The sequence below is a fragment of the Nocardioides sp. NBC_00368 genome, assembly GCF_036090055.1.
In the GTDB taxonomy this organism is placed as follows: Bacteria; Actinomycetota; Actinomycetes; order Propionibacteriales; family Nocardioidaceae; genus Nocardioides.
The window spans coordinates 2,528,896-2,554,893 of the sequence record NZ_CP107970.1 but is presented as its reverse complement, the minus strand read 5'-3'; the positions used below and the strand labels follow the sequence as shown (position 1 = coordinate 2,554,893).

Sequence of the window (25,998 nt, the reverse complement as noted above, 5' to 3'; positions counted from 1 at the left end):
CGGCGATGGGAAAGGTTCACGCACGCGTCGAAGGACGCCTGCGGGAGTTCGTCGACCGGCAGGTCGTCTTCTTCGTGGCCACCGCGCCGCTCTCCGGTGAGGGTCACGTCAACCTGTCGCCCCGCGGCATCCCGGGCACCTTCGGGATGCTCGACGAGCTCACCTTCGCATGGGTCGACGGCACCGGGAGCGGCAGCGAGACGATCGCGCACCTGCGGGAGAACGGCCGGATCACGGTGATGTTCTGCGCCTTCGACGGGGCGCCCAACATCGTCCGCCTCCACGGTCGGGGCCGGGTGGTGACCCGCTACGAGGAGGAGTACGCCGATCTGGCCGGCCGCTTCACCGACCTGCCGGGCGCCCGAGCGGTCGTCGTCGTGGACATCGAGCGGGTCTCGGACTCCTGCGGCTTCGCGGTCCCGCTGATGTCGTACGTCGGCGAGCGCGACCTGCTCCCGGCATACTTCGAGCGCAAGGGGGTCGAGGGGTCGGCCGAGTATCGGCGCCGGAAGAACCTGGCCAGTCTCGACGGGCTTCCGGCGTTCGACTTCGACCCCGCATCCGGATAGCCGTCTCCGCGACTGTCGAAACGGACCCGGGTCGTTCGTGGCATGGGTGAAGGGCCGACACGGCGGCCCACCTGATGCGGGAGTGGTTGCGATGTCGGATCGATGGAAGCGGAATCTGCTGATCTTCCTCGGCGGCCAGACGGTGTCGTCGTTGGGCTCGATGATCGTCGCGTACGCGGTGATGTGGCACCTCACGGTCGAGACCGGGTCGGCCGCGGTGCTGACCCTGAGCGTGGCGGCCGGGATGCTCCCGCAGGCGGTCGTGTCGGTCTTCGGCGGCGTCTGGGCCGACCGGCACTCGCGCAAGCTGCTCATCATCGGGGCCGACTCGACGATCGCGGTGGCCACCCTGGTGCTCGCACTGCTGATGCTCAGCGGGGTCGGTGACCTGTGGATGATCTTCGTCGCGATGGCGGTCCGCTCGGCGCTGGCCGGGATCCAGGGACCGGCGGTCAACGCGATGCTCCCGCAGCTGGTGCCGGCCGAGCATCTGATGCGGGTCAACGGAGCCCAGCAGACGATCCAGTCGGGGATGATGCTGTTCGCCCCCGCGGTGGCCGCCGCGATCTACGCGACCACCGGCATCGTCGCGGTCTTCTTCATCGACGTCGTCACAGCCGCGGCCGGCGTACTCCTGCTTCTGCTGGTGCCGGTGGCGCGGACGGTTCGCCCGACGGGCGCCTCGGGGCCGGTGAGCTACTTCGGCGACCTCGCCGCCGGTCTCCGGTACGTCCGGGGCAACGCCTCGGTGCGGTGGGTGATGGGGCTCGTGGCGGTCGTCATGTTCATGGCCGGCGCGCCGGCGCACCTCACGCCGCTGATGATCACGCGCAGCTTCGGCGACGAGGTCTGGATGCTGAGCGTCAACGAGCTGTTCTGGAGCGTCGGGATGGTCGTCGGCGGGGCGATGATGGCCGTCTTCGGGCCCAAGGTGAAGCGCCGGGTGCGGCTGATGGTGGCTGCCTCCGTCGGCGTCGGGCTGCTCGTCGTCGGGCTGGGTGTCTCGACCGACTTCTGGGTGTTCTCGGTCGCCGGCCTGGTGATCTGCATCCTCTTCCAGACGCTGTTGGTGCCGGCCGCCACGGTCCTGCAGGAGCAGGTCGAGGACTCGATGCGCGGCCGGGTGTTCGGGTTCTACGGGATCGTGATGTCGGTGGCGATGCCGGTCTCGATGATCGTCTTCGGTCCGCTCGCCGACCGGTTCGCGGTGGAGTCGGTGATGGTCCTGGCCGGTGTGCTCCTGCTGGCTTGCCTGATCGGGATGCTCGCCCTGGGCAGCGCCCGGCGCTCGCTCGCCACGGTCGACGCGGTGGATGCGGCAGTCTCCTGAGCAGCGGTCACGGCGGTCGGCGACAATGACCGCCGTGACCGATTTCTCCCAATCATGTGGCCAGCCGGTGGGTGGCGTCGTCGAAGGCTGGGAAACTCGGCCGTGGCCGGACCCGGTGACCCTCGAGGGGCGCTACGTCCGGGTCGCACCGCTCTCCTCGGCGCAGTACTCCGACCTCTATGCCGCGGTCTGCGGGCCCGACGACGCCGACCTGTGGACCTACCGGCCGATCACCATGCCCACCTCGCTGCAGGACCTGTGGATGCACCTGGCGGGCCTGGTCGACGCCGAGGACGTGGTCCCGTTCGCCTTCGTCCCGTTGGAGGGGGAGCGGGCCGGCCGGGCGAGCGGCGTCGCGGGCTATCACGCGATCAACCCGAGGAACGGGAGCATCGAGGTCGGCGGCGTGCTCTTCGGGCCCGCCCTGGCCCGCACCAGAGCGGCGACCGAGGCGATCCACCTGCTCATGCGGCACGCCTTCGACACGCTGGGCTACCGGCGCTTCGAGTGGAAGCTCGACTCGCTCAACGAGCCCTCACGGCGGGCCGCGGAGCGCCTCGGGTTCAGCTACGAGGGCCGGTTCCGCAACCACATGGTCGTCAAGGGCCGCAACCGGGACACCGACTGGTTCTCGGTGACGGCGGAGGAATGGCCCAAGGTCCGGGACGCGCACGAGCGCTGGCTCGACCCCGCGAACTTCGACGAGCAGGGGCGCCAGCTCAGCCGGCTCCGGCCCGAGTAGGGGCTGCGTACGCACGATTGCGTACGCGGCCCCCGCTCCTGAGCCGATGTGCCGGCGGCTCGCGCGCAGCAGTCTGGAGGGCATAGGCAAGCCCGACAGACAGGACACGAACGATGAGCATCAACGAGACGGTGGCCACGGTGGTGGCCGACGATCACTGGGGTCCATGGCGCGAGGACGGACCATGGCAGGACGGGGGAGGACCGCCGGCGTTCTGGCCGATCTTCCCGATCCTGTGGTTCCTGGTGATCGCGGCGATCATCACCGCGGTCGTCCTCTACAACCGCAAGCGGGTGGCCGAGGGGCCGCGGCGCGCGGGCGAGGCACGACTGGCCGAGAGGTACGCCGCGGGCGAGATCGACGAGAACGAGTACCGCGCTCGCCGGGACGTCCTGCGTGAGAAGCCGGGCCGCGCCGACGAGGCCTGACACCCCTCGCTGGTCCATGGCAGTGTGGCTGCCATGGACCAGCGCATCAGCTTCATCACCGTGGCCGTCGCCGACGTGGCGGCGAGCCGCTCGTTCTACGTCGACGGCCTCGGCTGGACTCCTGAGATGGAGGCCGACGGCGTGCTCATGATCCGCGTCGGCGAGCACGTCATCCTCTCGCTGTGGGACCGGACCGAGTTCGAGGAGGAGGTCGGCAGGATCGCTGTCGCCGACGGCGTCGCGCCGTTCACCCTCGCCCACAACGTGGCCACCCGCGAGGAGGTCGACAGCGTGCTCGACCTGGCCCGGTCGCTCGGGTGCGAGGCGTCGGCCGCCGAGGAGCGGGTCTGGGGCGGCTACACCGGCTACTTCGCCGACCCCGACGGTGTCCGCTGGGAGATCGCCTACAACCCCGGCCCGGTGGGGCAGACCGTGCTGCCCTGAGCCGTCAGCCCGCGAAGCCTGGCAGATACTCCTCGAGGATCTCTCGGAACGGCGCCTCCGCGTTGAGCTGCGCCAGCACCCCGAGGCCGCCGAGCCAGACCCGGTGGATGAGCAGGTAGGACGGCGGCAGGTTGAGCTTCAGCCCGACCGTGTAGGCGGGGTCCTTGGGATCGTTGATCCGCTTGAACTCCTCCCGCATCCACTCCCGGGTGAACCGGAAGCGCTCCTCCAGCGCCGGCGTCACGAACGGCGCCAGGTAGTCGAGCACGTGCTGCGGCTCGACCTTGATGCCCTCGCGGATGAAGCCCTCGTGGCGCAGGCCCGCGACCAGCGCGTCGGCGTCGCCGGTCGAGGCGATCCGGATCAGCCGGCCCATCGCCTCCGGGAAACCCCGCTCCGGGAGCCGTGCGGCCAGCCCGAAGTCGAGCACGGCGAGCCGGCCGTCGGGCAGGACCCGGAAGTTGCCCGGGTGCGGGTCGGCGTGGAGCATCCCGGTCAGCCCCGGCGCGGAGAACCAGAACCGGGCCAGCAGCTCACCGTAGTGGTCGCGCTCCTCGGGGGTGCCCTCGGCGATCACCTTCGCGATCGATCCCTCCGACTCCACCCACTCGGTGACGAGCACGCTCGGCCCCACGGCGACGACGTCGGGGACGTCGATCAGGGGGTGGTCCGCGTACGCCTCGGCGAAGACGTGCTGGGCCTCGGCCTCCTTCGGGTAGTCGAGCTCCTCGACGACCCGCTCCTGCAGCTCGGCCACCAGCGCCTTGACGTCCATCCCCGGCACGACGGCGTTGCCGATCGCCGCGACCCGGCCGATCTGGCGCAGGTCGGCGCGCAGGGCCTCGTCGGCACCCGGATACTGCACCTTCACCGCCACCTCGCGGCCGTCGGCCCAGCGGCCACGATGAACCTGTCCGATCGAGGCCGAGGCGGCCGGCTCCTCGGACAGGTCGACCAGCTGCTCGGACCAGTCGGGTCCGAGATCGCGGGCCAGCAGGCCGCGTACGATCCCGGTCGGCATCGGGGGAGCGGAGTCCTGGAGCCGGGTGAGCTGGGCGCGGTAGTGGGCCGCCTGCGACTCCGGCAGCGCCGCCTCCATGATCGAGAGCATCTGCCCGAACTTCATCGCGCCGCCCTTGAGCTCGCCCAGGGTCCGGAACAGCTGGTCGGCCGTACGCTGGTGGACGTCGGCCAGCACCGCCTCGGCGGGTTTGCCGCCGATTCGCTTCCCGAGCCCGAGGGCCTTGCGCCCGGCGTAGCCCATCGGCAGCGCGGCCAGCTTGGCCGTCCGTGTCGCCGCTCGCCGCGGCAGACCCTTCGACGACTCCTCAGCCTCACTCATGACGCCAGTGTGCCTGTCGGCTGCAACTTGCGCACCGGGAAGTAGCCTTCCCGCATGACCTCTGAGCCCACGATCGTGACCCCGCTCGACCCTGACGGGGAGGACCCGTTCGGCTGGTTGGAGGAGGTCGACGGGGTCGAGGCGCTGGCGTGGGTGCGGGCCCGCAACGAGGAGGCACACGCGAGTGTCGGTGCCGATCCCGTCTTCGCCAAGATCGAGGCGCAGATCCTCGAGGTGCTCGACTCCGACGACCGGGTGCCCGAGGTCGCGCGCCTCGGCGAGCACCTCTACAACTTCTGGCGCGACGCCGACCACGAGCGCGGCATCTGGCGACGCACCACGCCGGAGTCCTACCGCACCGACGACCCCGAGTGGGAGATCCTGCTCGACCTCGACGCGCTCGCGGCCGAGGAGGACGAGAGCTGGGTCTGGCACGGCGCCTCGGTGCTCCGGCCCGAGCCCGGTGAGCCCTGGCGCAAGGTGCTCGTCGACCTCTCCCCGGGCGGCTCGGACGCCGACGTGACCCGGGAGTTCGACCTCGTCACCAAGACCTTCGTGAGCCCGGCCGACGGTGGTTTCACCCGTGCCGTCGAGCAGGGCGGCGCCAAGGGCGCGCTCTCCTGGTGCGGTCCCGACGCGGTCTACGTCTTCACCGACTTCGGCCCCGGCTCGCTGACCCCGAGCGGCTACCCGCGGATCGTGAAGTTGTGGCGCCGCGGCACCCCGTTCGAGGACGCGGCGGTGGTCTACGAGGGCACCGACGAGGACATGTACATCTCGGCCCGCCGCATCCACACCCCGGGCTTCGAGCGCGACCTGGTCAGCCGCTCGATCGCGTTCTACAAGTCCGAGACGTACGTCGCCACCGACCCCGGCACCCCCGAGCAGACCCTCACCAAGCTCGACATCCCCGACTCGGCCGAGGCCGGCTTCCACCGGGAGTGGCTGGTGATCGAGCTCCGCGAGGAGTGGACCGTCGCGGGCACGACGTACGCCGCCGGGTCGCTGCTCGCGATCGAGGCCGACCGGTTCCTGGCGGGTGAGCGCGACCTGACCGTCCTCTTCGAGCCCACCGCGAAGACATCGCTCGCCGGGGCGACCTGGACCCGCAACCACCTCGTCCTCAACATCTTCGAGGACGTCAAGAACCGGTTGCACGTGCTGACCCCGTCGGCGTCGGGGGAGTGGGCGCGCTCGGACTTCCCCGCGACCGACCCGGTCGCCGCGGTCGGCACCCGCGCGGTCGACGCGGTCGAGTCCGACGAGGTCTGGGTCGTGACCAGCGGCTACCTGACCCCCGCGACGTACGGCCTGACCACGATCGGCGCCGAGACCGTCGAGCCGCTCAAGTCGGCGCCGGCCTGGTTCGACGCCGACGGGCTCCGCGCCGAGCAGCGCTTCGCCACCTCCGCGGACGGCACTCGGATCCCCTACTTCATCGTCGGCTCCGAAGCCGCCCTCGACGGCAGCGCCGGCCCGGCCCCGGCGCTGCTCTACGGCTACGGCGGCTTCGAGATCCCGATGACCCCGGGCTACTCCGCCGGTGTCGGCCGCGCCTGGCTGAGCGAGGGCGGTGTCTACGTGGTGGCCAACATCCGCGGGGGAGGGGAGTACGGCCCGGCGTGGCACCAGGCCGCGCTGAAGGAGAACCGGCACCGGGCCTACGAGGACTTCGCCGCCGTCGCCCGCCACCTTGCCGAGACCGGTGTGACCGACGCGAGCCACCTCGGCATCCAGGGTGGTTCCAACGGTGGGCTGCTGACCGGCAACATGCTCACGCTCTACCCCGAGCTGTTCGGGGCCGTCGTGATCCAGGTGCCGCTGCTGGACATGAAGCGCTACTCCCACCTCCTCGCCGGGGCGTCGTGGATGGCGGAGTACGGCGACCCGGACGTGCCCGAGGAGTGGGAGTACATCCGGACCTTCTCGCCCTACCACCTGCTCGACGGGTCGCGGACCTACCCGCCCGTCCTGCTCACCACGTCCACCAAGGACGACCGGGTCCACCCCGGCCACGCCCGCAAGATGGCCGCGCTGCTGGCCGCGACCGGCAAGGACGTCACCTACTACGAGAACATCGAGGGTGGCCACGGCGGCGCGGCCAACAACGCGCAGTCGGCCCACCTGTCCGCCTTCGCCTGGACGTTCCTGCGCGAGCGCCTCGGCCTGGGCTGAGGGGTCACGAGGTCGGCTCGGCGACCTCCAGGACCACCACCGGAGTCCGGTGCGAGCGCCGGGCGGCGAAGTCGTCGAGCTCGCCCCACCCGTCGTCGGCGGCGGCGAGCAGCGACCACAGGCGCTCGCGCTCGGGCCCGAGGGCCTCGTGGGCGCGCACCCGGCGTGGGCCGTCGACGGTCTCGGCGAGGGCTTCGGGGGTGGCCTTCAGGTTCAGCCACCACGCGGGCGGCGGGTCGGCCCAACCGTTCATCGCCAGCGTGACGTAGGTCGAACCGTCGGGCACGTAGGACAGGATGACCGAGCGCTCCTGCCCGGTGCGGCGCCCGACCGTGGTCAGCCGGAGCATGCCGGCCCGGTCCGGGCGTGGGCGGCGCAGGAAGCGGGCTCCGCCCGCTGCGTACAGCCGGCGGTGGAACCACCACGCGGCGCGGATGAACCAGCGTGGCGGCAGCCACGCGGAGCGGTGCTTCTCGTCGGTCGACATCGTTGCCTCCACTGGGCGGACGGACCCGAGATCCACTGGTCCGTCCAGGCTAGCGATCCGCGCGGGCCCGCCGCCTCGGTGAGAACCCTGAGATCCGGACCGACGTTCCGCCCCGACGTTCTGCCCCGACCGAACGACTGACAGATACTGGGACGGTGATCTCAGATCATGGGACGCGCGATAGGGTGAGGTGACACGGCGCGACACATGGGGTTAACGTGTGGGCATGCTGCACAGCATTCTCGTACTTATCAGGCGCGTCGCCTAGGAGCCACTGGCCCCAGACGACGCGTCTCCCTCCGTTGCCCGCCGGGCCGGAGGGTTTTTTGTTGCACAAGCAACCCCACGAGATCCCATGAGTAGAAGCTCCGAGGAGTAGGACGGCGGACATGAGCGAGCAGATGACAGGCGCACAGAGCCTGATCAAGTCGCTGGAAGCAGCGGGGGCCGAGAACATCTTCGGCATTCCGGGAGGGGCGATCCTTCCGGCGTACGACCCGCTGATGGACTCGAAGATCCGCCACATCCTCGTACGCCACGAGCAGGGCGCGGGGCACGCCGCCCAGGGCTACGCCGCGGCGACCGGCAAGGTCGGGGTCTGCATGGCGACCTCCGGTCCGGGCGCGACCAACCTCGTCACCCCGCTTGCCGACGCCAACATGGACTCCGTGCCGATGGTGGCCATCACCGGCCAGGTCGGCGCGGCGATGATCGGCACGGACGCCTTCCAGGAGGCGGACATCCGTGGCATCACGATGCCGGTCACCAAGCACAGCTTCCTCATCACCGACCCGGCGGAGATCCCGCTCCGGGTCGCTGAGGCCTTCCACCTCGCCTCCTCCGGGAGGCCGGGTCCGGTCCTCGTCGACGTCACCAAGTCGGCGTTGCAGGCCACCACCACCTACCGGTGGCCGACCGAGCTCCACCTGCCGGGCTACCGCCCGGTGACCAGGCCGCACGCCAAGCAGATCCGCGAGGCGGCGCGCCTGATGCTGGAGGCCAAGAAGCCTGTCCTGTACGTCGGTGGCGGCACGATCCGCTCCGGCGCCCACCGCGAGCTCCTGCAGCTGGCCACGCTCACCGGCATCCCGGTGGTCACCACGCTGATGGCGCGGGGCGCCTTCCCCGACTCCCACCCGCAGCACCTCGGCATGCCGGGCATGCACGGCACCGTGGCCGCGGTCGCCGGCCTGCAGAAGTCCGACCTGATCATCAGCCTCGGCGCCCGCTTCGACGACCGCGTCACCGGCAACCTGGACTCCTTCGCCCCCAACGCCAAGGTGATCCACGCCGACATCGACCCGGCCGAGATCGGCAAGAACCGCTACGCCGACGTCCCGATCGTGGGCGACGTGCGCGAGGTCCTCACCGACCTGATCGCGGTGCTCACCACCGAGAAGGAGGCCGGCAAGGAGGGCGACTACGAGGGCTGGATCGCCTTCGTCGCCGGGATCAAGAAGCAGTACCCGCTCGGCTACGACCTCCCCGCCGAGGGCCTCTCGCCGCAGTACGTCATCGAGCGGCTCGGCAAGATCTCCGGCGAGGACACGATCTTCACCGCCGGTGTGGGCCAGCACCAGATGTGGGCCGCGCAGTTCATCGGCTACGAGCACCCCAACACCTGGATCAACTCCGGTGGCCTCGGCACGATGGGCTACTCCGTCCCGGCCGCCATGGGCGCCAAGGTCGGCTGCCCGGACTCCACGGTGTGGTCGATCGACGGCGACGGCTGCTTCCAGATGACCAACCAGGAGCTGGCCACCTGCGCGATCGAGGGCATCCCGATCAAGGTCGCGATCATCAACAACGACAACCTCGGCATGGTGCGCCAGTGGCAGACGCTCTTCTACGGCGAGCGCTACTCCAACACCAACCTGCAGTCCCACGGACAGCCCAAGCGCATCCCCGACTTCCCCAAGCTGGCCGAGGCCATGGGTTGCGTCGGCCTGGCCTGTGACTCCGCCGACGACGTCGACTCCACCATCGAGAAGGCCATGGAGATCAACGACATGCCCGTCGTCGTCGACTTCCGGGTCAACAAGGACGCCATGGTGTGGCCGATGGTCGCCGCCGGCTCCTCCAACGACGAGATCCAGTACGCGCGCGACCTAGCGCCCGAGTTCGACGAGGACGACCTCTGATGAGCATCCAGCCCGTGAAGACCGGCGGCAAGCACACGCTGAGCGTCCTGGTCGAGAACAAGCCCGGCGTCCTGGCCCGTGTGGCCGCGCTCTTCTCGCGCCGCGGCTTCAACATCGAATCCCTCGCGGTGGGACCGACCGAGCACGACGAGGTCTCCCGCATGACGGTCGTGGTCAATCTCGAGAACACCCCCCTCGAGCAGGTCACCAAGCAGCTCAACAAGCTGGTCGAGGTGATCAAGATCGTCGAGCTCGAGCCTGAGACGCGCGTCCAGCGTGCCCTCATGCTGGTCAAGATCACCGCCACCACGGAGACCCGCAGCCAGGTGCTCGACACCATCCAGCTCTTCCGGGCCAAGGTCGTCGACGTGTCCACCGACACCGTGATCGTCCAGCTGGCCGGCAACACCGGCAAGCTCAACGACTTCCTCCGGGTCATCGAGCCCTTCGGTATCCGTGAGCTCTCCCAGTCCGGCATGGTCGGCATGGGCCGCGGCTCCCGGTCGATCTCCGAGCGCAGTCTGCGATCCGTGGCTGTGCCCGCTCCGCCTTCCGCGGTCTGAACCCCTATCAAACACAACTAAAGGAGAAGCCCTCGTGGCTGAGATTTTCTACGACGACGACGCCGACCTCGCGCTGATCCAGGCGAAGAAGGTTGCCGTCATCGGCTACGGCAGCCAGGGCCACGCCCACGCGCTCAACCTGCGTGACTCCGGTGTGGACGTGCGCATCGGCCTGCAGCCCGGCTCGAAGTCGACCCCGAAGGCCGAGGAGGAGGGCTTCAAGGTCCTCAGCCCCGCCGACGCCGCCGCCGAGGCCGACGTGATCGTCATCCTCGCCCCCGACCAGCACCAGCGCGGTCTCTACAACGACCAGCTCGCGCCCCACGTGACCGCCGGCAAGACCCTCGTCTTCGGCCACGGCTTCAACGTGCGCTTCGGCTACATCAAGGCGCCCGAGGGCGTCGACGTGATCCTGGTGGCCCCGAAGGCTCCGGGCCACACCGTCCGTCGTGAGTACGTCGCCGGCCGCGGCATCCCGGACATCATCGCCGTCGAGCAGGACGCCTCCGGCTCCGCCTGGGACCTCGCGAAGTCCTACGCCAAGGGCATCGGCGGCACCCGTGCCGGCGTCATCAAGACGACCTTCACCGAGGAGACCGAGACCGACCTCTTCGGCGAGCAGGCCGTGCTCTGCGGCGGCGTGTCCCACCTGGTCCAGGCCGGGTTCGAGACGCTGACCGAGGCCGGTTACCAGCCCGAGATCGCCTACTTCGAGGTGCTCCACGAGCTCAAGCTCATCGTGGACCTGATGTGGGAGGGCGGCATCGCCAAGCAGCGCTGGTCGATCTCCGACACCGCTGAGTACGGCGACTACGTCTCCGGCCCGCGCGTCATCGGCCCGCAGGTCAAGGAGACCATGCAGCAGGTGCTCGCCGAGATCCAGGACGGCTCCTTCGCCGCCCGCTTCATCGCCGACCAGGACAACGGTGCGGTCGAGTTCCAGAAGCTGCGCGAGGAGGAGGCCGGTCACCCGATCGAGGCCACCGGCAAGGCCCTGCGCGCCCACTTCTCGTGGAGCCAGACCGACGACGACTACACCGAGGGGAGCGCAGCGAGGTAACGAGCTCGCGAGCGCCAGCGAGCGTTGGCTCGTTCGCCGAGCAAGCGACCCAGCGGCCCGAAGGGTCGCTCGGGCTCAGCCGCCCGCTGACCTTCGACATGCCGAGTCGGCGCCACTGTCCCAGGACCCGGCGCCGACTCGGGGGTTTTGGGTGGGACAGTTGCGCCGACTCGGCGGGGTTATTTGACCTCGGACTTGAGGACGAGGCGGAGGCCGACGAGCAGCGGCACCACGAGCCAGATCACGCTCGCGACGCCGAGCTGCGCCCACATCTTGTCGGTCATCTCGGAGTAGAGGTTCATCGTCGCCCAGTTGAGGTCGAACCAGGTGGCGTGCTCGGCCCACCAGGTGTTGGTGGAGGCGAGCGCCGAGGAGACGGTCGGAAGCACGAGGGCGTAGACGAAGTACGCCACGATGGCCGCGGGGGAGTTGCGGAAGAGCATCCCCAGCATGAAGCCCATGAACATCCCGATCTCGCTGGCCAGCGTGACCCGGGCGAGCTCGGCGAAGGAGAGGTTCCAGACGGGGTCGAGATCCATGACGGTTGCCACGCCGAGGTAGCCCAAGGCGCCGACGAGTGCTGCGACCGCGATGGCGGCGACTCCGACCAGGGCGGTGACCACGGCTTTCGCGCCGATCACGCGACCGCGTCCGGGGACCAGGGTGAAGGTCGTCAGCGCGCTGCGGGCGCTCCACTCACTCGTGACGGCGAGCACCGCGATCATCGGCAGGATCACGGACATCGGGATGCCCCAGGCACTGGCGAAGCCCTCGTAGTCGAGGTTGTCGGCGTCCACGAAGACGATCGTCGCCGCGGTCGCGGCCAGGGAGAGCACGACCAGGCTGGCCATCAGCCAGAACCCCGACCGGGTGTCGAACATCTTGCGCAGCTCGATGCCGGCGATCCGGCCGAACGGGATCGGTGCGGGCACGGCGCGCTCGCGGCGGTGGGCCGCAGCCGGGGTGGCCGGCTCCGGGGCGAGGGTCGTGGTGGTCATGCTGCTTCCCTTTCCGGGGTCTGGAGGTGGTCACGCTGGGTCTCGGCGGTGAGCTGGAGGAACATCTCCTCCAGGCCGGCGCCGTCGGCGGCGCGGAGCTCGGCCAGCACCAGCCCGGCGTCGAAGGCGATCTGCCCGACGGTGGTGAGGTCGGCGTCGCTGCGGACGGCGCCCACCGAGGTGATCTCGGCGGTGTGCCCGGCCCGCTGGAGCGCCCGGCCGAGCGAGGTGGGGTCACTGGAACGGGCGTACGTCTCGCCGCTGGCGAGCAGTTCCTGCTTGGTGCCCTGCGCCACGATCCGGCCGTTGCCGATGACCACGATGTCGTCGGCGATCACCTCGATCTCGTGCAGCAGGTGCGAGGAGAGCAGCACGGTGCCGCCGTCGTCGGCGAAGCCGCGCAGCAGGTCGCGCATCCAGCGGATGCCGGCCGGGTCCAGGCCGTTGGCGGGCTCATCGAGGATCAGCACCTCGGGGTCTCCGATCAGGGCCGTCGCGATCCCGAGTCGCTGCCGCATCCCGAGGGAGTAGTTGCGTACGCGGCGCCCGGCCTCCTCCTCGGTCAGGCTTACCCGCTCGAGGGTCTCGGCGACGCGGGACTTCGGCAGGCCCATGGTGCGGGCGGCCAGTGTGAGGATCTCCCGGCCGGTGCGGCCGCCGTGCTGGGCGGAGGCGTCGAGCAGCACGCCGACCTCGCGGCCCGGGTTGGGCAGCTGCGAGAAGTGGCGGCCGAGGAGGTGCGCGCTGCCGGATGACGGATCGGTGAGTCCGACCAGGATGCGCATGGTCGTGGACTTGCCGGCGCCGTTGGGGCCGAGGAAGCCGGTCACCCGGCCGGGCTCGGCTGTGAAGGTCACGTTGTCGACGGCCGTGAACCTGCCGTATCTCTTGGTGAGGGCATCGATCTGGATCATGCTCCGAGCCTCGCGCCTCGGGGTCCTCGCGCGCGTCGGGCAGATCCCTGGCACATCCCTGGACGGTTCCTGGGCCTTCCCCTGATCTCCCCTGAGACGGTCTCAGGGGAGATCGGTTCGCTGCGGAATGTTTCGTACCGAACCAAACGTTCCCGTCACATGCGTATTGATGTCTGGTCCGACGTCGTCTGTCCCTGGTGCTACATCGGCAAGCGCCATCTCGAGGAAGCCCTCGAGCGCTTCGAGCACAGCGACGACGTCGAGATCGTCTACCACTCCTTCGAGCTCGACCCGACCGCTCCCGAGGTCCCGGTCGAGACCACCGTCGAGGCCCTCGCGAAGAAGTTCGGCGCCTCCGTCGACCAGGCCCGCGAGCTGATGAAGCGGGCCAACGTCCCCGCCGCAGCGGCCGGCCTGGAGTTCCGCCACGAGGACACCCCGCACGCGCGGACCATCGACGCCCACAGGCTGCTGCACCTGGCCAAGGCCGAGGGCAAGCAGGCCGCGCTCAAGGAGGAGCTGCTCGCTGCGTACTTCACCCGCGGTGAGTCGATGGGCGACCACGCGGTCCTGAAGAAGGCCGCGGTGACCGTCGGGCTCGACGCCGGCCGGGTGGACGAGGTGCTCGCGAGCGAGGAGTTCGCCGGCGATGTCCAGGCCGACATCGACCAGGCCCGCGCCTACGGCGCCACCGGGGTGCCGTTCTATGTCGTCGAGGGGAAGTACGGCGTCTCCGGCGCCCAGCCGACCGACCTGTTCAGCCAGCTGCTGGAGAAGGTGCACGCCGAGACCAAGCCGGCGCTCACGCTCGTCGGTGAGGGCGACGCCTGCGGCCCCGACGGCTGCGCGATCTGACCGGCGCGGGGGTGTGTATGTTCGTCAAGGTATGCAGATCAACCGACAGATCCCTAGCGGAACTCCGCACGGGAAGTGATGGTTCGGCTGCATACCTTGACGAACCAACCGGCCCGCTCAGCGCTTCGTGGCGATCAGGACGCTGGTGTCGGGGGCGACCATGACCTCGACGGTGGTGAAACGCTCGTCGGTGAGCCAGGACTCGCGCAGGCTGTCGACGCGTCCGTAGACGATCGGCGGCCACAGGTCGGTGGGGATGAGGTCGTCGATGACGACGATGCCACCCTCCTCGACCAGGTCGGCGAGCTGGTCGGGGGAGACCCCGCCGGGGGTCTCGGCGTCCAGGAAGAGCAGCGCGAACGGGCCACGGTCGCGGAGGATCGCCCAGTCGGCCGCGATCACCTCGACCTGCGCGTCGTCGGCGAAGATCTCCGAGGCCTCCTTGGCGAGGTGCTCGTCGAGCTCGGCGGAGACGATCTGGGCTGCTGCACCGCGTACGCCGCTGCGCAGCCAGGCGGTGCCGACGCCGCACCCCGTGCCGAACTCCGCCATCGTGCCGCTTCGTGTGGCCGCCAGGGTCGCCAGCAACCGTCCGGTCTCGTTGCGGCAGAACGACACATAGCCCGCGCGACGGGAGACGTCGAAGGCGCGGGTCACGATGTCTGGCAGCTCTGGAGGTGCGCTCACGGGACCAGTCTTCCCGATATGGCGTGTGAGCGCGCGCGCGGGTGTCTCGGATAGCGGACCATTCGTCCAGATCGGCTCCCTGGAGGCGTCTGCCGGGTTAACGTCAGAACACCATGCGGAGCATTTTTCTCGTACTCGAGTGCCGCGACGGGGCCCGGCGGTAACGACCGCAGGAGAAGCCACCTCGTCGCGGTGGCTTCCGTCTTCCAAAAGACCCCGGCTTCTCTCCCACACCCCTCTGTTTCCCGATGTGTGAAGGAAGAAGCCATGTACGCGATGTACCCCGAAAGCCCCGCTGACTACAACGAGTGGAGCCGCGAGTGGGGCCCGGCGAGCCACAACCCGGAGAACCCGCACAGTGTCGAGAACACGATCGCCGCGGTCCAGCAGGCGCTCGACCTGCGGGACAACGGCGGCCAGCGGCCCGACGACAACTAGTCTCGCCGTATGTCTACGACCAACCTCGCAGTGATCCCCGGCGACGGCATCGGGCCGGAGGTGACCGCCGAGGCGCTGAAGGTGCTCGAGGTCGCTTCTCCGGTGAAGTTCGAGCAGACCCGATACGACCTGGGCGCCGAGCGCTATCTCGCCACCGGTGAGGTGCTTCCCGAGTCCGTTCTCGCCGAGATCAAGGAGCAGGACGCGATCCTGCTCGGCGCGGTCGGCGGCAAGCCCAACGACCCGAACCTGCCTCCCGGCATCCTCGAGCGCGGGCTGCTGCTCAAGCTCCGCTTCGAGCTCGACCACTACGTCAACCTCCGTCCGAGCCGGCTCTTCCCGGGGGCGACCTCCCCGCTGTCGACCGAGGTGCTGAACAAGGGCGAGATCGACTTCGTGGTTGTGCGTGAGGGCACCGAGGGCCTCTACACCGGCAACGGTGGCGCGATGCGGGTCGGAACCCCGCACGAGGTCGCCACCGAGACCTCGGTCAACACCGCCTACGGCGTGGAGCGGGTCGTACGCGACGCCTTCGCCCGCGCTCAGGCGCGTCCGCGCAAGAAGCTGACGCTGGTCCACAAGACCAACGTCCTCGTCAACGCCGGCTCGCTGTGGTGGCGGATCACCCAGCAGGTCGCCGAGGAGTTCCCCGACGTCACCGTGGACTACCTCCACATCGACGCGGTGATGATCTTCCTCGCCACCGACCCGTCGCGTTTCGACGTGATCGTCACCGACAACATCTTCGGCGACATCATCACCGACCTCGCCGCTGCCATCACCGGCGGCATCGGCCTGGCCGCCTCCGGAAACATCAACTCCTCCCGGGAGTTCCCCTCGATGTTCGAGCCGGTCCACGGCTCGGCCCCCGACATCGCCGGCCAGCAGAAGGCGGACCCCACCGCGGCCATCCTGTCCGGGGCCCTTCTGCTCGAGCACCTCGGCCACCCCGAGGCTGCCGCCACCATCGACGCCGCCGTGCTCGCCGACCTCTCCGAGCGCGGCTCCGAGCCGCGTACGACCTCCGAGGTCGGCGACGCGATCGCCGCGCGCGTAACCAGCTAGACGCTCAACCCTGACGGGGCCGGGCGCAGAGATTCTGCGCCCGGCCCTTCGTCTGTCCTCATCACTTACCCGGCCCGCATTAGCACAGCTCTCGCAGAACAGGACTAATCTCATGCCCATGGAGATCAGCACCACATTGTCGACCCAACCGGCCACCGACAAGCAGCTCGCGGAGGTCCTGGCGAACCCAGGCTTCGGCAACCATTTCACCGACCACATGCTGACCGTCGAGTGGACGCCCGAACAGGGCTGGCACAACGGTCGCATCGAGGCGTACGCGCCGATCAGCCTGGACCCGTCGGCAGCCGTGCTGCACTACGCCCAGGAGATCTTCGAGGGCATGAAGGCCTACCGGCATGCCGACGGCTCGATCTGGTCCTTCCGGCCCGAGGCGAACGCCGCCCGGATGGCCCGCTCGAGCGAGCGGCTGGCGCTGCCCGTCCTCGAGATCGAGGACTTCGTGCAGACCGTGTTCGACCTCGTCAAGGTCGATCAGCGGTGGGTGCCCGAGGCGTCCGAGACCGACGAGAAGAGCCTCTACCTGCGGCCGTTCATGTTCGCCTCGGAGGCGTTCCTCGGCGTTCGCCCGGCTCAGCACGTCACCTACATGGTCATCGCCTCGCCCGCCGGCTCCTACTTCAAGGGCGGCGTGAAGCCGGTGCGGATCTGGCTCACCGAGGACTACACCCGTGCCGGTCGCGGCGGCATGGGCGCGGCCAAGACCGGCGGCAACTACGCCTCCTCGCTGGTCGCCCAGGCCGAGGCCTCGGCCAACGGCTGCGACCAGGTCGTGTTCCTGGACGCGCAGGAGGGCAAGTACGTCGAGGAGCTCGGCGGCATGAACCTCTACTTCGTCCACGCAGACGGCCGGATCGTCACCCCCGAGACCGGCACCATCCTCGAGGGCATCACCCGCGCCTCCATCATCGAGCTCGCGGGCAAGCTCGGCTACACCGTCGAGGAGCGCAAGTTCGCCATCGACGAGTGGAAGTCCGGCGTCGAGTCCGGCGAGATCACTGAGGTCTTCGCCTGCGGCACCGCCGCGGTCGTCACCCCGGTCGGCGAGCTCGTCTACAACGGCGGCTCCATCGCCTCCGCCGGCGACGGCGAGGTCTGGAAGACCATCCGCAAGCAGCTCGTCGACATCCAGTTCGGCCGGGCCGAGGACACCTTCGGCTGGATGCGCAAGATCGTCTGACCCTCGACGGCCGAGGCGTCAGTCGCGTCAGCCGAGGCGTCAGGTACGCAGGTCGAAGCGTCACTCCGGTCGGCCGAGGTGGCACGACTGTGCCACCTCGGCCGACGCGGGTGACGCCTCGGCCGGATCTCGGCCGCGGCCGATAAGGTTTGTCAGGTGACGACAGCCCCACGCCGCCTGCCGGCGAACCAACGGGAGACCGTTGGTGACTACGACCTGATCTCGTTGCTGGGACAGGGCGGGATGGGGCGGGTCCACCTGGCCGGCCACCGCACGAGCGGTGAGCGAGTGGCGCTGAAGGTGCTGCGTACGCAGGTCGTGGGTGACGAGGAGGGCCGCCAGCGCCTCGCGCGCGAGGTCTCCTCGCTGCAGCGGGTGCGGAGCCGGTGGGTGGCGGGCGTCGTCGGCGCCGACCCGTGGGGCGAGGTGCCGTGGCTGGCGACGCGCTACGTCCCGGGCCCGACGCTGCACGACAGGATCATCAACGACGGGCCGCTCTCGCGGGAGGACGTCGAGCAGCTGGCCAGCGACCTGGCCGAGGGCATCGCCGACTGCCATGCCGTCGGCGTCCTCCACCGCGACATCAAGCCGGCCAACATCATCATGGAGGGCCGCACCCCGATCCTGATCGACTTCGGGCTCGCCCGCGTCGCCGACGACCCGAAGATCACCGTGACCGGCCTGCTGATCGGCACGCCCGGCTACCTGCCGCCGGAGATCGCGGTGGGCGACCCGGCGACCCCGGCCTCGGACGTGCACTCGTGGGCCTCCGTGGTGGCGTACGCAGCGACCGGCCGCCCACCCTTCGGCGAGGGCAACCCGATGAAGCTCATGGACCGGGCCCGGCGCGGCGAGCACGACCTGGAGGGGGTGCCGCAGCCGCTGCGCGGGCTGCTCGGCCAGGCGCTCTCACCCGACCCCGCCGACCGCCCGACGCTGGACGAGGTCCGCGAGTGGCTGCGTACGCCGCGCCGGCCGTTCGTGCACAAGCCGGTCGAGCAGCTCTCGCTGAGCGACCGGGCCGAGCGGGAGAAGGCCACCACGCCGGTCACTCCGGTCGCCCTGCCGGTGGGCCCGCGACACGACCCCCGGCTGGAGAAGGTGCGCCGAGCGGCCATCTGGCTCGGCCTGCTCGCCGTCACCGTCGGCGTGATCGCCGCGTTCCCGAGCGTCGGCTTCCTGACCGTGCTCGGTGGGGCTTGGCTGATCCGCGCCGCCACCCTGGCCGCCGGTGACCTGCGCCGCTGGCGCTGGTATCGCGGCCGCAAGTGGCACGACGCGCCCCGGCTGCTGGTCGGTGCGCCCTGGCGGCTGCTCCGCTCGCTCCCGAAGACGTTCGTCGTCGGGGTGTGGGGCTTCGGGTTCGTGTTGGCCGCGGTGCTGATCGGCTACGCCCTCCAGCTCTCCCTCGAGGCGGCCCTGGGTCTGGCCGGTCTGGCGTTCGTGACCGCGCTGTGGACCGGCTCCGGCCGCGACCGGCTGCGCGACCCGGTGACCGCCGCGGTCCACCGGATCTCGGCGCGGTGGCTGCCCTGGATCCTCGGGTTCGCCGTGGTCCTCACCCTGGCGCTCTTCCCGATCCAGACCCTCGCCGAGGAGGGCTCGCAGTTCTCCGGCGGCGACGAGCCGTGGTGGGTCGAGCTCCTCGGCTGGTGAGACGCCCGTCCCACGGAGAAAGATTTCGTGGCAGTATCAGGGCTATGACGAACCACGTCATCATCATTCGCTAGCGCGTCGAGCCTTGCCCGACGCGCCACCCTCTCGTTCCCGAGAGGGTTTTTTGTTGCCCAGCCCCAGCCCCCAGCCCCAGGTCGACCCCGAGGACACAGAAGCCATGGAATTCCACGTCTACGACACCACTCTGCGCGACGGTGCGCAGCAGGAGGGCCTCAATCTCAGCGTCGCCGACAAGCTCGCGATCGCCCGGCACCTCGACGGCCTGGGCGTCGGGTTCATCGAGGGTGGCTGGCCTGGCGCGAACCCGAAGGACACCGAGTTCTTCCGCCGAGCCGTCGATGAGCTCGACCTCAAGCACGCGCGGCTGGCGGCCTTCGGGTCGACCCGAAGGGCCGGGGTCAAGGCGGCCGATGACCCCCAGGTGGCGGCTCTCCGGGACTCCGGAGCGAGCGTCGTGACCCTGGTCGCGAAGTCGCACGACCGCCACGTCGAGCTGGCGCTGCGCACCACGCTCGAGGAGAACCTCGCGATGATCCGCGACACCGTCTCCCACCTGCGCGAGGAGGGCCAGCAGGTCTTCCTCGACGCCGAGCACTTCTTCGACGGCTACCGGGCCAACCGCGACTACGCGCTGGAGGTCCTCAAGACGGCCTACGAGGCGGGTGCCGAGGTGGTCGCACTGTGCGACACCAACGGCGGGATGCTTCCGTCCTGGGTCGCCGACGTCGTCCACGACGTCCGCGAGCACACCCATGGAGCGGTCGGGATCCACTGCCACAACGACACCGGGTGCGCCGTCGCCAACTCGCTGGCCGCCGTGGATGCCGGCGCGATGCACGTCCAGGGCTGCATCAACGGCTACGGGGAGCGTACGGGCAACGCCGACCTCGTCTCCGTCGTCGCCAACCTGCAGCTCAAGCTCGGCCGCGAGGTGCTGCCGACCGGGTTCCTGAGCGAGGCGACCCGGGTGGCCCACGCGGTCGCCGAGGTGACCAACGTGCCGCCCGCGGGCCGGCAGCCCTACGTGGGCGCCTCCGCCTTCACCCACAAGGCCGGGCTGCACGCCTCCGCGATCAAGGTCGACCCCGACCTCTACCAGCACATGGACCCGGCCGGGGTCGGCAACGACATGCGGCTGCTGGTCTCCGACATGGCCGGGCGGGCCTCGATCGAGCTCAAGGGCCGCGAGCTCGGCTACGACCTCTCCGACGACCGCGACCTGGTCACCCGGGTGACCGACCGGGTGAAGGCGCTGGAGGAGCAGGGCTACACCTTCGAGGCGGCCGACGCCTCCTTCGAGCTGCTCCTGATCGAGGAGGTCGACGGCGTACGTCCCTCGTTCTTCGACGTCGAGTCCTGGCGGGTCATCTCCGAGGCTCGTGGCGGCGGCCCGGAGACGGCCTCGACCACCGAGGCGATCGTGAAGATCCACGCCGACGGCGTACGTCACGTCTCCACGGGAGAGGGGAACGGTCCCGTCAACGCGCTCGACCAGGCACTGCGGGCCGCGATCACGCGTGCCTTCCCGGTCGTCGCCGACTTCGACCTGATCGACTTCAAGGTGCGGATCTTCGACCAGGGGCACGGCACCGACGCGAAGACGCGGGTACTGATCGAGACCTCCGACGGCGTGACCTCGTGGACGACGGTCGGCGTCGGGTCGAACGTGATCGAGGCGTCCTGGGAGGCGCTGGTCGACGGCCTGACCTTCGGCCTGCGCCGGCATGTGGGCGAGACCACACCCGCGGAGGCCGCTGTCACGGAATGAATCTCCGAGAGGACGACGTTGGACAGTTCAACATTGAACTTTCCGCGTTCTACGAGGAGAACCCGTGACCGACACCCGCATCGCCGTACTCGTTGGCAGCCTCCGCGCCGACTCCATCAACCGCAAGCTCGCCGAGAAGCTCGTCGCCGAGGCGCCTGAGGGTGTCGTGCTGGAGATCGTCGACGGGCTCGCGGAGCTGCCGTTCTTCAACGAGGACCTCGAGGCCGACCCGGGCGAGGCCGTGACCCAGTTCCGCAAGGTGATCGACGCGGCCGACCGCGTGCTCATCGTGACGCCGGAGTACAACGGCACCATGCCCGCCGTGATCAACAACGCGATCGACTGGCTCTCCCGTCCGTACGCCGCCGGCGTGCTCAAGGGCAAGGTCCTCTCCGTCGTCGGCGTCGCCCCGACGCCCTACGGCGCCAAGTGGTCCCACGCCGATGCCGCCCGCTCGGCCGCTATCGGTGGCGCCATCGTCGTCGAGGACGCCATCGTCTCCCAGCCCGTCCACGAGATCGACGTCTTCACCGACGCCGACGCCCAGGCCCGCTTCCGCGAGGCCGTCGAGAAGCTCGCGGGCTTCGAGCCCGCAGCCGCCTGAGCACCGTCCAGGCGGCACCACGAGGTCAGGTCTCTCCGGGGGGAGACCTGACCTTCGTCATTTATCGCGTGCACGATGGGCCGTTCGGCCGTACGTTGCGGGCATGAGTGGACCCGTGAAGCAGCTCCGTCTGGTGGTCGAGGCGAAGGACTATGACGAGGCGGTGGCGTTCTACCGCGACACCCTCGGTCTTCCCGAGCAGGCCGCGTACTCCGGCCCGGGTGAGGCCCATGTGACGATCCTCGACGCCGGCCGGGCGACGCTCGAGCTCGCCAACCCCGCCCAGCACGCCTACATCGACGAGGTCGAGGTCGGGCGCCCGGTGGCCGGGCACGTACGCGTGGCGTTCGAGGTCGAGGACTCCGCGGGCGTCACCTCCCGGCTGGTGGAGGGTGGCGCCGCGCTGGTTGCGCCGCCGACCCGCACCCCGTGGGAGTCGCTCAACGCACGCCTCGACGGGCCCGCCGACGTGCACCTGAGCGTCTTCCAGGAGCTGGGCGAGCCGGTGCTGGCGCCGGACTATCCGATCACCACCGAGCGGCTCCTGCTGCGACCGATCGACGTCGAGCGCGACCTCGACGACCTGCACGCCTATCTGTCTCGGGAGGATGTGTGCCGTTACATCCCGGCGGTGCCGAAGGACCGCGATGCGCTGCGCGAGTCCTATGCGGCGTGGAAGCGACCCTCGGTGCTGCGCCGGGAGGGTGAGGTGCTCTGCCTCGGCGTCGAAGACCGGGACAGCGGGCGGCTGATCGGCGACGTCGTGCTCTTCTGGCACAGCAAGGAGCAGCGGTCGGGAGAGATCGGCTACGCCTTCAACCCCGAGTTCCACGGGCAGGGGTTCGCCACCGAGACCGCCCGGGCGCTGCTGGGCCTGGCCTTCGACGGGCTCGGCCTGCACCGGGTGACCGCCCGGGTCGACGAGCGCAACGAGGCCTCCGCGCGGGTGATCGAGCGGCTCGGGATGCGCAAGGAGGCCGTCGAGCGGGAGGCCGAGTGGTTCAAGGGGGAGTGGACGACATTGGTGCACTACGCGATGCTCGAGGACGAGTGGCGTTAGTGTGCTGGAGTGGCCGAGCTTCATGATCTGACCGCCCTGGAACAGGGAGAGCTGCTACATCGGTGCGAGGTCTCCCCGGGGGAGCTCGCCGAGCACTATCTCGACAGGATCGCCCGGCTCGACGACGTGGGCGCCTTCGTCACCGTGGCCGAGGAGCGGATCTCGACGTGTGCCCGTGAGCTCGCGGTCAAGCCGGTCGGCGCCTCACCGCTCTGGGGCGTACCCACCGCGATCAAGGACCTCAACCTCACCCGCGGGGTGCGTACGACCTTCGGGTCGGCGGCCTTCGCCGACTTCGTCCCCGACGTCTCCGACAACGTGACGCTCTCGATCGAGGCGGCCGGGATGATCTCGCTCGGGAAGACCAACACCCCCGAGTTCGGCTCGCCCTGCTACACCGAACCGGACGTGGCGCCGCCCGCCGTCACCCCCTGGGACCGTACGCGGATCGCCGGTGGTTCCTCCGGAGGTGCCGCGGCGGCGGTGGCCGCCGGGCTCGTGCCGGTCGCGCAGGGCTCCGACGGTGGCGGCTCTATCCGGATCCCGGCCTCGTGCTGCGGCCTGGTCGGCCTGAAGCCGACCCGCGGGCGGATCTCGCCGTCTCCGATGTACGGCGACGCGGCCGGTCTCGCCACCGCCGGCCCGATCGCCCGGACGGTGCGGGACGCGGCGGCCTTCCTCGACGTGCTCGCGGGGCGGCGTACGGGTGACCCGTTCTGGGCCCCGGAGGAGCAGCTCCCGTTCCTGGACGCCTGCGATCGGCCGCCGGGGCGGCTGCGCATCGCCCGGTTCATCGAACCGCTGATCGCCCCGACCACGGTCGACCCCGAGTGCGTCACTGCCTGGGAGAACGCCTCCACGCTGCTGGAGTCGCTGGGCCACGAGATCATCGACATCCCGCGGCCACTGCCGGTCGAGGCGGTCGCGGTCTTCGAGACGGTCTGGTCCGTCGGGACCGCCATGTCGGTGGTCAATCTGACCCCTGACCAGCGGTCTCAGATCCGGCCCTTGACCCGATGGCTCACCGAGCGCGGCGAGGCGGTCAGCGGACCGGAGTTCGGCCTGGCGATCGCGGAGCTGCGCCGGTTCGCGGCGGTGGCGCTCGAGGCGCTGGCCCCCTACGACGCCGTGCTCACCCCGACGCTCGCCACCCCGCCGCCGAAGGTCGGCGCGATCCGGGACGACGCCGACCCGGCGCGCGACTTCCAGGCCCAGAAGGAGTTCACCCCCTGGACCTCGGCCTGGAACGTCACCGGCATGCCCGCCATCTCCCTACCCCTCCACTGGACCCCCTCCGGTCTCCCGGTCGGCGTCATGCTCGCCGCCCGCCCCGCCGAGGAGCCCCTCCTGCTCTCCCTCGCGGCCCAGATCGAGGACGCGGCACTCTGGGACCACCGCCTCCCGCCCGGCTGGTAACCCCTCGCCGAGACCGCCGAAATGGCAAGCCGAATCTGTAGTTGTGGGTGACGAGAGTCGACTTTCGTCACCCACAACTACAGATTCGGCCGCCAGAACTACCGATTCGGCCGGGGAGGGTCAGTCGCCGAGGCCGCGGGCCTTGAGGGCGTCGCCGGTCTCGTGGGCGCGGGCGACGACGCGGATGACGAAGGGGGTGAGGTAGGCCCTGGGGGAGCGGCCGAGGCCGCGGGCGCGGGCGGCGTCGCGGGTCTCCTGGGCGAGGGTGAGGGTGCCGGGCAGGGCCTGGATCGCCATCGAGATGGTGAGGGCGACGCGATCCGGGTCGATCCCGACGCCGCGCAGCGGGCGGATCCAACGGACCACGGCGTCGAGGATCTCGGTGGTCGGCGTGGTCACGGTCAGGGTGAGCGCGACCAGGGCGAGGGAGACCAGGTCGAGCAGGGACTCCACGGCCCGAGGCAAGGTGAACAGCCACCACTGCAGGAGCGCGACCAACACGGCGATGACGAGTACGGCGCGGAGCGCCCGTGCGGTGGCGGCCAGGTCGAGCCGGCCGACGAGGGCGAGGACGAGAGCGAGCGCGAGGAAGCCGACCGCGAGGAGTGGCCCGCGCAGCACCACGATCGAGACGCTGATGACGGCCAGGCCGAGCAGTTTGGCACCCACCGGCAGCCGGTGGAGCACGGTGTCGCCGGGGCGATAGAGCCCGACCGTCATGCTCATCCCTCGCTCACCGTCCTCACGTAGTGCTTGACCGCGGCGTCGGCGTCGCCGTCGTAGCAGACCCGGCCGTCCTCGACGACGAGGACGCGGTCGCAGCGGCGTACGAGGTCGAGGTCGTGGGTGACGAGGACCAGCTGCTGCGGCAGCGAGAAGAGCAGGTCGCCGACCATCCGGGTGTTGCGCAGGTCGAGCAGCGTGGTCGGCTCGTCGGTGACCAGCACGTCCGGCGAGGTGGCGAGCACCCCGGCCAGGGCGAGCAGCTGACGCTGGCCACCGGAGAGCGCATGCACGCTGACCTCGGCGCGTTCGGAGAGCCCGAAGCGGGCCAGGGTCTCGAGGGCGACCTGCTTGCGGCGTATGCGGTCCTTCACGGTCCGGCGCAGCGACAGCTCGACGTCCTCGACACAGGTCGGCATCACCAGCTGGGCGGCGGGATCGGTGAAGGTGAACCCGACGCGGCGGCGCACCGCAGCGCCCTGCCGGGCCACGTCGAGGCCGTCGACGGTGACGCTCCCGGCGCTCGGCAGCACCAGCCCGTTGATGAGACGGGCGAGGGTCGACTTGCCCGAGCCGTTGCTGCCGACGATCCCGATGCGCTGCTCGGTCAGGGACAGCGTGGTCGGCTGCAGGATGGTGCGTGAGCCGCCGAGATCCGGGGACTCGACCCGGATCTCGGCGGCCTCGAAGCGGATCTCAGGCACGTCGGGCGAGCAGCTTCGGGAAGGCGCGGTGGACCTGGGAGGCGACGACCGCGGCGACGGCGGCCTTGATGAAGTCGCCGATCCAGTAGGGAGCGTCGAACGCCGCGGCCTCGGGCAGACCGACGCGGAGCACGATGGCCATCCCGATGATGCCGCCGACGTGGTTGATCACGACGCCCACGACGCAGGCGGCGAAGACGAGGAGGGGGTTGGTGCGGCGGGCGCGCAGGACGTACTTCACGAGCAGGCCGACAGCCAGCACCATGATCGGGAACGACCACAGGTAGCCGCCCGTCACCCCGACGAAGACGCCGGGACCGGAGGCGTGGCCGGCGAAGACCGGGAGGCCGGCGACGCCGAGGACCAGGTAGAGCACCACCGCGGCCGTGCCGCGCAGCGGGCCCAGCAGGGCGCCGGTCAGCAGCAGCGCGAAACCCTGCAGCGTCAGCGGGACGCCGGCGCCGCCCATCGGGATGGCCGCGAGGTAGGAGCAGACCGCGATCAGGGCCGCGAACGCGGCGATCAGCGCGAGGTCGGTGGTGTCCAGACGCGACGCCTTGGCCGCGGGGGTCTTGTCCGTGCTGGTGGGGGACTCGGTCATACTCGCTCC

26 protein-coding genes are annotated in these 25,998 nt (G+C 70.1%); 18 read left to right on the top strand and 8 right to left on the bottom strand.

Going from position 1 to position 25,998, the window contains the following annotated elements; genetic code table 11:
- Positions 1-5 precede the first annotated feature (5 nt).
- The 5 genes from OG984_RS12140 (at position 6) to OG984_RS12120 (ending at position 3,513) form a co-directional block, all read left to right on the top strand.
- Positions 6-569 (top strand): pyridoxamine 5'-phosphate oxidase family protein, encoded by a 564-nt coding sequence (locus OG984_RS12140; protein ID WP_328531822.1) that lies wholly within the window; start codon positions 6-8, stop codon positions 567-569.
- 91 nt (positions 570-660) lie between these two features.
- On the top strand, positions 661-1,899 hold the full coding sequence (locus tag OG984_RS12135) for an MFS transporter (RefSeq protein WP_328531821.1): 1,239 nt from the start codon (positions 661-663) through the stop codon (positions 1,897-1,899).
- A gap of 34 nt (positions 1,900-1,933) precedes the next feature.
- Complete coding sequence (locus tag OG984_RS12130; protein ID WP_328531820.1) at positions 1,934-2,641, top strand: GNAT family N-acetyltransferase; 708 nt, start codon at positions 1,934-1,936, stop codon at positions 2,639-2,641.
- A gap of 113 nt (positions 2,642-2,754) precedes the next feature.
- Entirely contained in the window at positions 2,755-3,069 is a 315-nt protein-coding gene (locus OG984_RS12125) for an SHOCT domain-containing protein (protein WP_328531819.1), read from the top strand.
- Positions 3,070-3,102: 33 nt separating this feature from the next.
- On the top strand, positions 3,103-3,513 hold the full coding sequence (locus OG984_RS12120; RefSeq protein WP_328531818.1) for a VOC family protein: 411 nt from the start codon (positions 3,103-3,105) through the stop codon (positions 3,511-3,513).
- Between the two features lie 4 nt (positions 3,514-3,517).
- Here OG984_RS12120 and OG984_RS12115 read toward each other — a convergent pair whose 3' ends face one another.
- Positions 3,518-4,855, bottom strand: a complete 1,338-nt coding sequence (locus OG984_RS12115; protein WP_328531817.1) for an ABC1 kinase family protein — start codon at positions 4,853-4,855, stop codon at positions 3,518-3,520.
- A 54-nt stretch (positions 4,856-4,909) separates the two neighbouring features.
- Between OG984_RS12115 and OG984_RS12110 the strand changes: the two genes are divergently transcribed.
- Entirely contained in the window at positions 4,910-7,030 is a 2,121-nt protein-coding gene (locus OG984_RS12110; protein WP_328531816.1) for a prolyl oligopeptidase family serine peptidase, read from the top strand.
- Positions 7,031-7,034: 4 nt separating this feature from the next.
- On the opposite strand, the gene OG984_RS12105 is transcribed toward OG984_RS12110, so the two are convergent.
- Positions 7,035-7,517 carry a nitroreductase/quinone reductase family protein gene (locus OG984_RS12105; RefSeq protein ID WP_328531815.1) on the bottom strand — a complete coding sequence of 161 codons (483 nt, stop codon included), beginning with the start codon at positions 7,515-7,517 and terminating at the stop codon, positions 7,035-7,037.
- 389 nt (positions 7,518-7,906) lie between these two features.
- On the opposite strand from OG984_RS12105, the gene OG984_RS12100 reads away from it, so the two are divergent.
- The 3 genes from OG984_RS12100 to ilvC are packed head-to-tail and all read left to right on the top strand — an operon-like array spanning position 7,907 to position 11,281.
- Positions 7,907-9,658, top strand: coding sequence for an acetolactate synthase large subunit (locus OG984_RS12100; protein WP_442940983.1), 1,752 nt, complete (start codon positions 7,907-7,909; stop codon positions 9,656-9,658).
- The gene (gene ilvN / locus OG984_RS12095; RefSeq protein ID WP_008358415.1) at positions 9,658-10,221 is read left to right on the top strand and encodes an acetolactate synthase small subunit; all 564 of its coding nucleotides are present in this window, start codon (positions 9,658-9,660) and stop codon (positions 10,219-10,221) included. Before OG984_RS12100 ends, ilvN begins: the two co-directional genes overlap by 1 nt.
- A 34-nt stretch (positions 10,222-10,255) precedes the next feature.
- Positions 10,256-11,281, top strand: a complete 1,026-nt coding sequence (gene ilvC / locus OG984_RS12090; protein ID WP_008358413.1) for a ketol-acid reductoisomerase — start codon at positions 10,256-10,258, stop codon at positions 11,279-11,281.
- A gap of 179 nt (positions 11,282-11,460) precedes the next feature.
- On the opposite strand, the gene OG984_RS12085 is transcribed toward ilvC, so the two are convergent.
- Both OG984_RS12085 and OG984_RS12080 read right to left on the bottom strand, forming a co-directional pair.
- Complete coding sequence (locus OG984_RS12085; RefSeq protein ID WP_328531814.1) at positions 11,461-12,279, bottom strand: ABC transporter permease; 819 nt, start codon at positions 12,277-12,279, stop codon at positions 11,461-11,463.
- Complete coding sequence (locus OG984_RS12080; RefSeq protein ID WP_328531813.1) at positions 12,276-13,193, bottom strand: ABC transporter ATP-binding protein; 918 nt, start codon at positions 13,191-13,193, stop codon at positions 12,276-12,278. The genes OG984_RS12085 and OG984_RS12080 overlap by 4 nt, the downstream gene beginning before the upstream one ends.
- Before the next feature lie 159 nt (positions 13,194-13,352).
- Here OG984_RS12080 and OG984_RS12075 point away from each other — a divergent pair, with 159 nt between their 5' ends.
- Entirely contained in the window at positions 13,353-14,048 is a 696-nt protein-coding gene (locus OG984_RS12075; RefSeq protein ID WP_328531812.1) for a DsbA family oxidoreductase, read from the top strand.
- Between the two features lie 117 nt (positions 14,049-14,165).
- Here the strand turns inward: OG984_RS12075 and OG984_RS12070 are convergent, their stop codons facing one another.
- Positions 14,166-14,735 carry an O-methyltransferase gene (locus OG984_RS12070; protein ID WP_328531811.1) on the bottom strand — a complete coding sequence of 190 codons (570 nt, stop codon included), beginning with the start codon at positions 14,733-14,735 and terminating at the stop codon, positions 14,166-14,168.
- A 267-nt stretch (positions 14,736-15,002) separates the two neighbouring features.
- Between OG984_RS12070 and OG984_RS12065 the strand changes: the two genes are divergently transcribed.
- From OG984_RS12065 to OG984_RS12030, 8 genes are all read left to right on the top strand, one after another.
- Positions 15,003-15,173 carry a hypothetical protein gene (locus OG984_RS12065; protein WP_328531810.1) on the top strand — a complete coding sequence of 57 codons (171 nt, stop codon included), beginning with the start codon at positions 15,003-15,005 and terminating at the stop codon, positions 15,171-15,173.
- 9 nt (positions 15,174-15,182) lie between these two features.
- Positions 15,183-16,238, top strand: coding sequence for a 3-isopropylmalate dehydrogenase (locus OG984_RS12060; RefSeq protein ID WP_328531809.1), 1,056 nt, complete (start codon positions 15,183-15,185; stop codon positions 16,236-16,238).
- Between the two features lie 118 nt (positions 16,239-16,356).
- Entirely contained in the window at positions 16,357-17,436 is a 1,080-nt protein-coding gene (locus OG984_RS12055) for a branched-chain amino acid aminotransferase (RefSeq protein ID WP_442940982.1), read from the top strand.
- Between the two features lie 156 nt (positions 17,437-17,592).
- Positions 17,593-19,092, top strand: coding sequence for a serine/threonine-protein kinase (locus OG984_RS12050; protein WP_328531807.1), 1,500 nt, complete (start codon positions 17,593-17,595; stop codon positions 19,090-19,092).
- Positions 19,093-19,270: 178 nt separating this feature from the next.
- The gene (gene cimA / locus OG984_RS12045) at positions 19,271-20,881 is read left to right on the top strand and encodes a citramalate synthase (protein WP_328532352.1); all 1,611 of its coding nucleotides are present in this window, start codon (positions 19,271-19,273) and stop codon (positions 20,879-20,881) included.
- A gap of 64 nt (positions 20,882-20,945) precedes the next feature.
- A complete protein-coding gene (locus OG984_RS12040) occupies positions 20,946-21,485 on the top strand; it encodes an NAD(P)H-dependent oxidoreductase (RefSeq protein ID WP_328531806.1) in 540 nt (179 codons plus the stop codon).
- A 103-nt stretch (positions 21,486-21,588) separates the two neighbouring features.
- Positions 21,589-22,545, top strand: coding sequence for a GNAT family N-acetyltransferase (locus OG984_RS12035; RefSeq protein WP_328531805.1), 957 nt, complete (start codon positions 21,589-21,591; stop codon positions 22,543-22,545).
- A 9-nt stretch (positions 22,546-22,554) separates the two neighbouring features.
- The gene (locus tag OG984_RS12030) at positions 22,555-23,961 is read left to right on the top strand and encodes an amidase (protein WP_328531804.1); all 1,407 of its coding nucleotides are present in this window, start codon (positions 22,555-22,557) and stop codon (positions 23,959-23,961) included.
- A 120-nt stretch (positions 23,962-24,081) separates the two neighbouring features.
- Here OG984_RS12030 and OG984_RS12025 read toward each other — a convergent pair whose 3' ends face one another.
- Genes OG984_RS12025 through OG984_RS12015 form a run of 3 tightly spaced genes read right to left on the bottom strand, consistent with a single transcriptional unit; the run spans position 24,082 to position 25,989 of the window.
- Positions 24,082-24,687, bottom strand: coding sequence for a CbiQ family ECF transporter T component (locus OG984_RS12025; protein ID WP_328531803.1), 606 nt, complete (start codon positions 24,685-24,687; stop codon positions 24,082-24,084).
- Positions 24,684-25,388 (bottom strand): energy-coupling factor ABC transporter ATP-binding protein, encoded by a 705-nt coding sequence (locus OG984_RS12020; RefSeq protein ID WP_328531802.1) that lies wholly within the window; start codon positions 25,386-25,388, stop codon positions 24,684-24,686. The genes OG984_RS12025 and OG984_RS12020 overlap by 4 nt, the downstream gene beginning before the upstream one ends.
- The gene (locus tag OG984_RS12015) at positions 25,381-25,989 is read right to left on the bottom strand and encodes a biotin transporter BioY (protein ID WP_328531801.1); all 609 of its coding nucleotides are present in this window, start codon (positions 25,987-25,989) and stop codon (positions 25,381-25,383) included. The genes OG984_RS12020 and OG984_RS12015 overlap by 8 nt, the downstream gene beginning before the upstream one ends.
- Positions 25,990-25,998 lie beyond the last annotated feature (9 nt).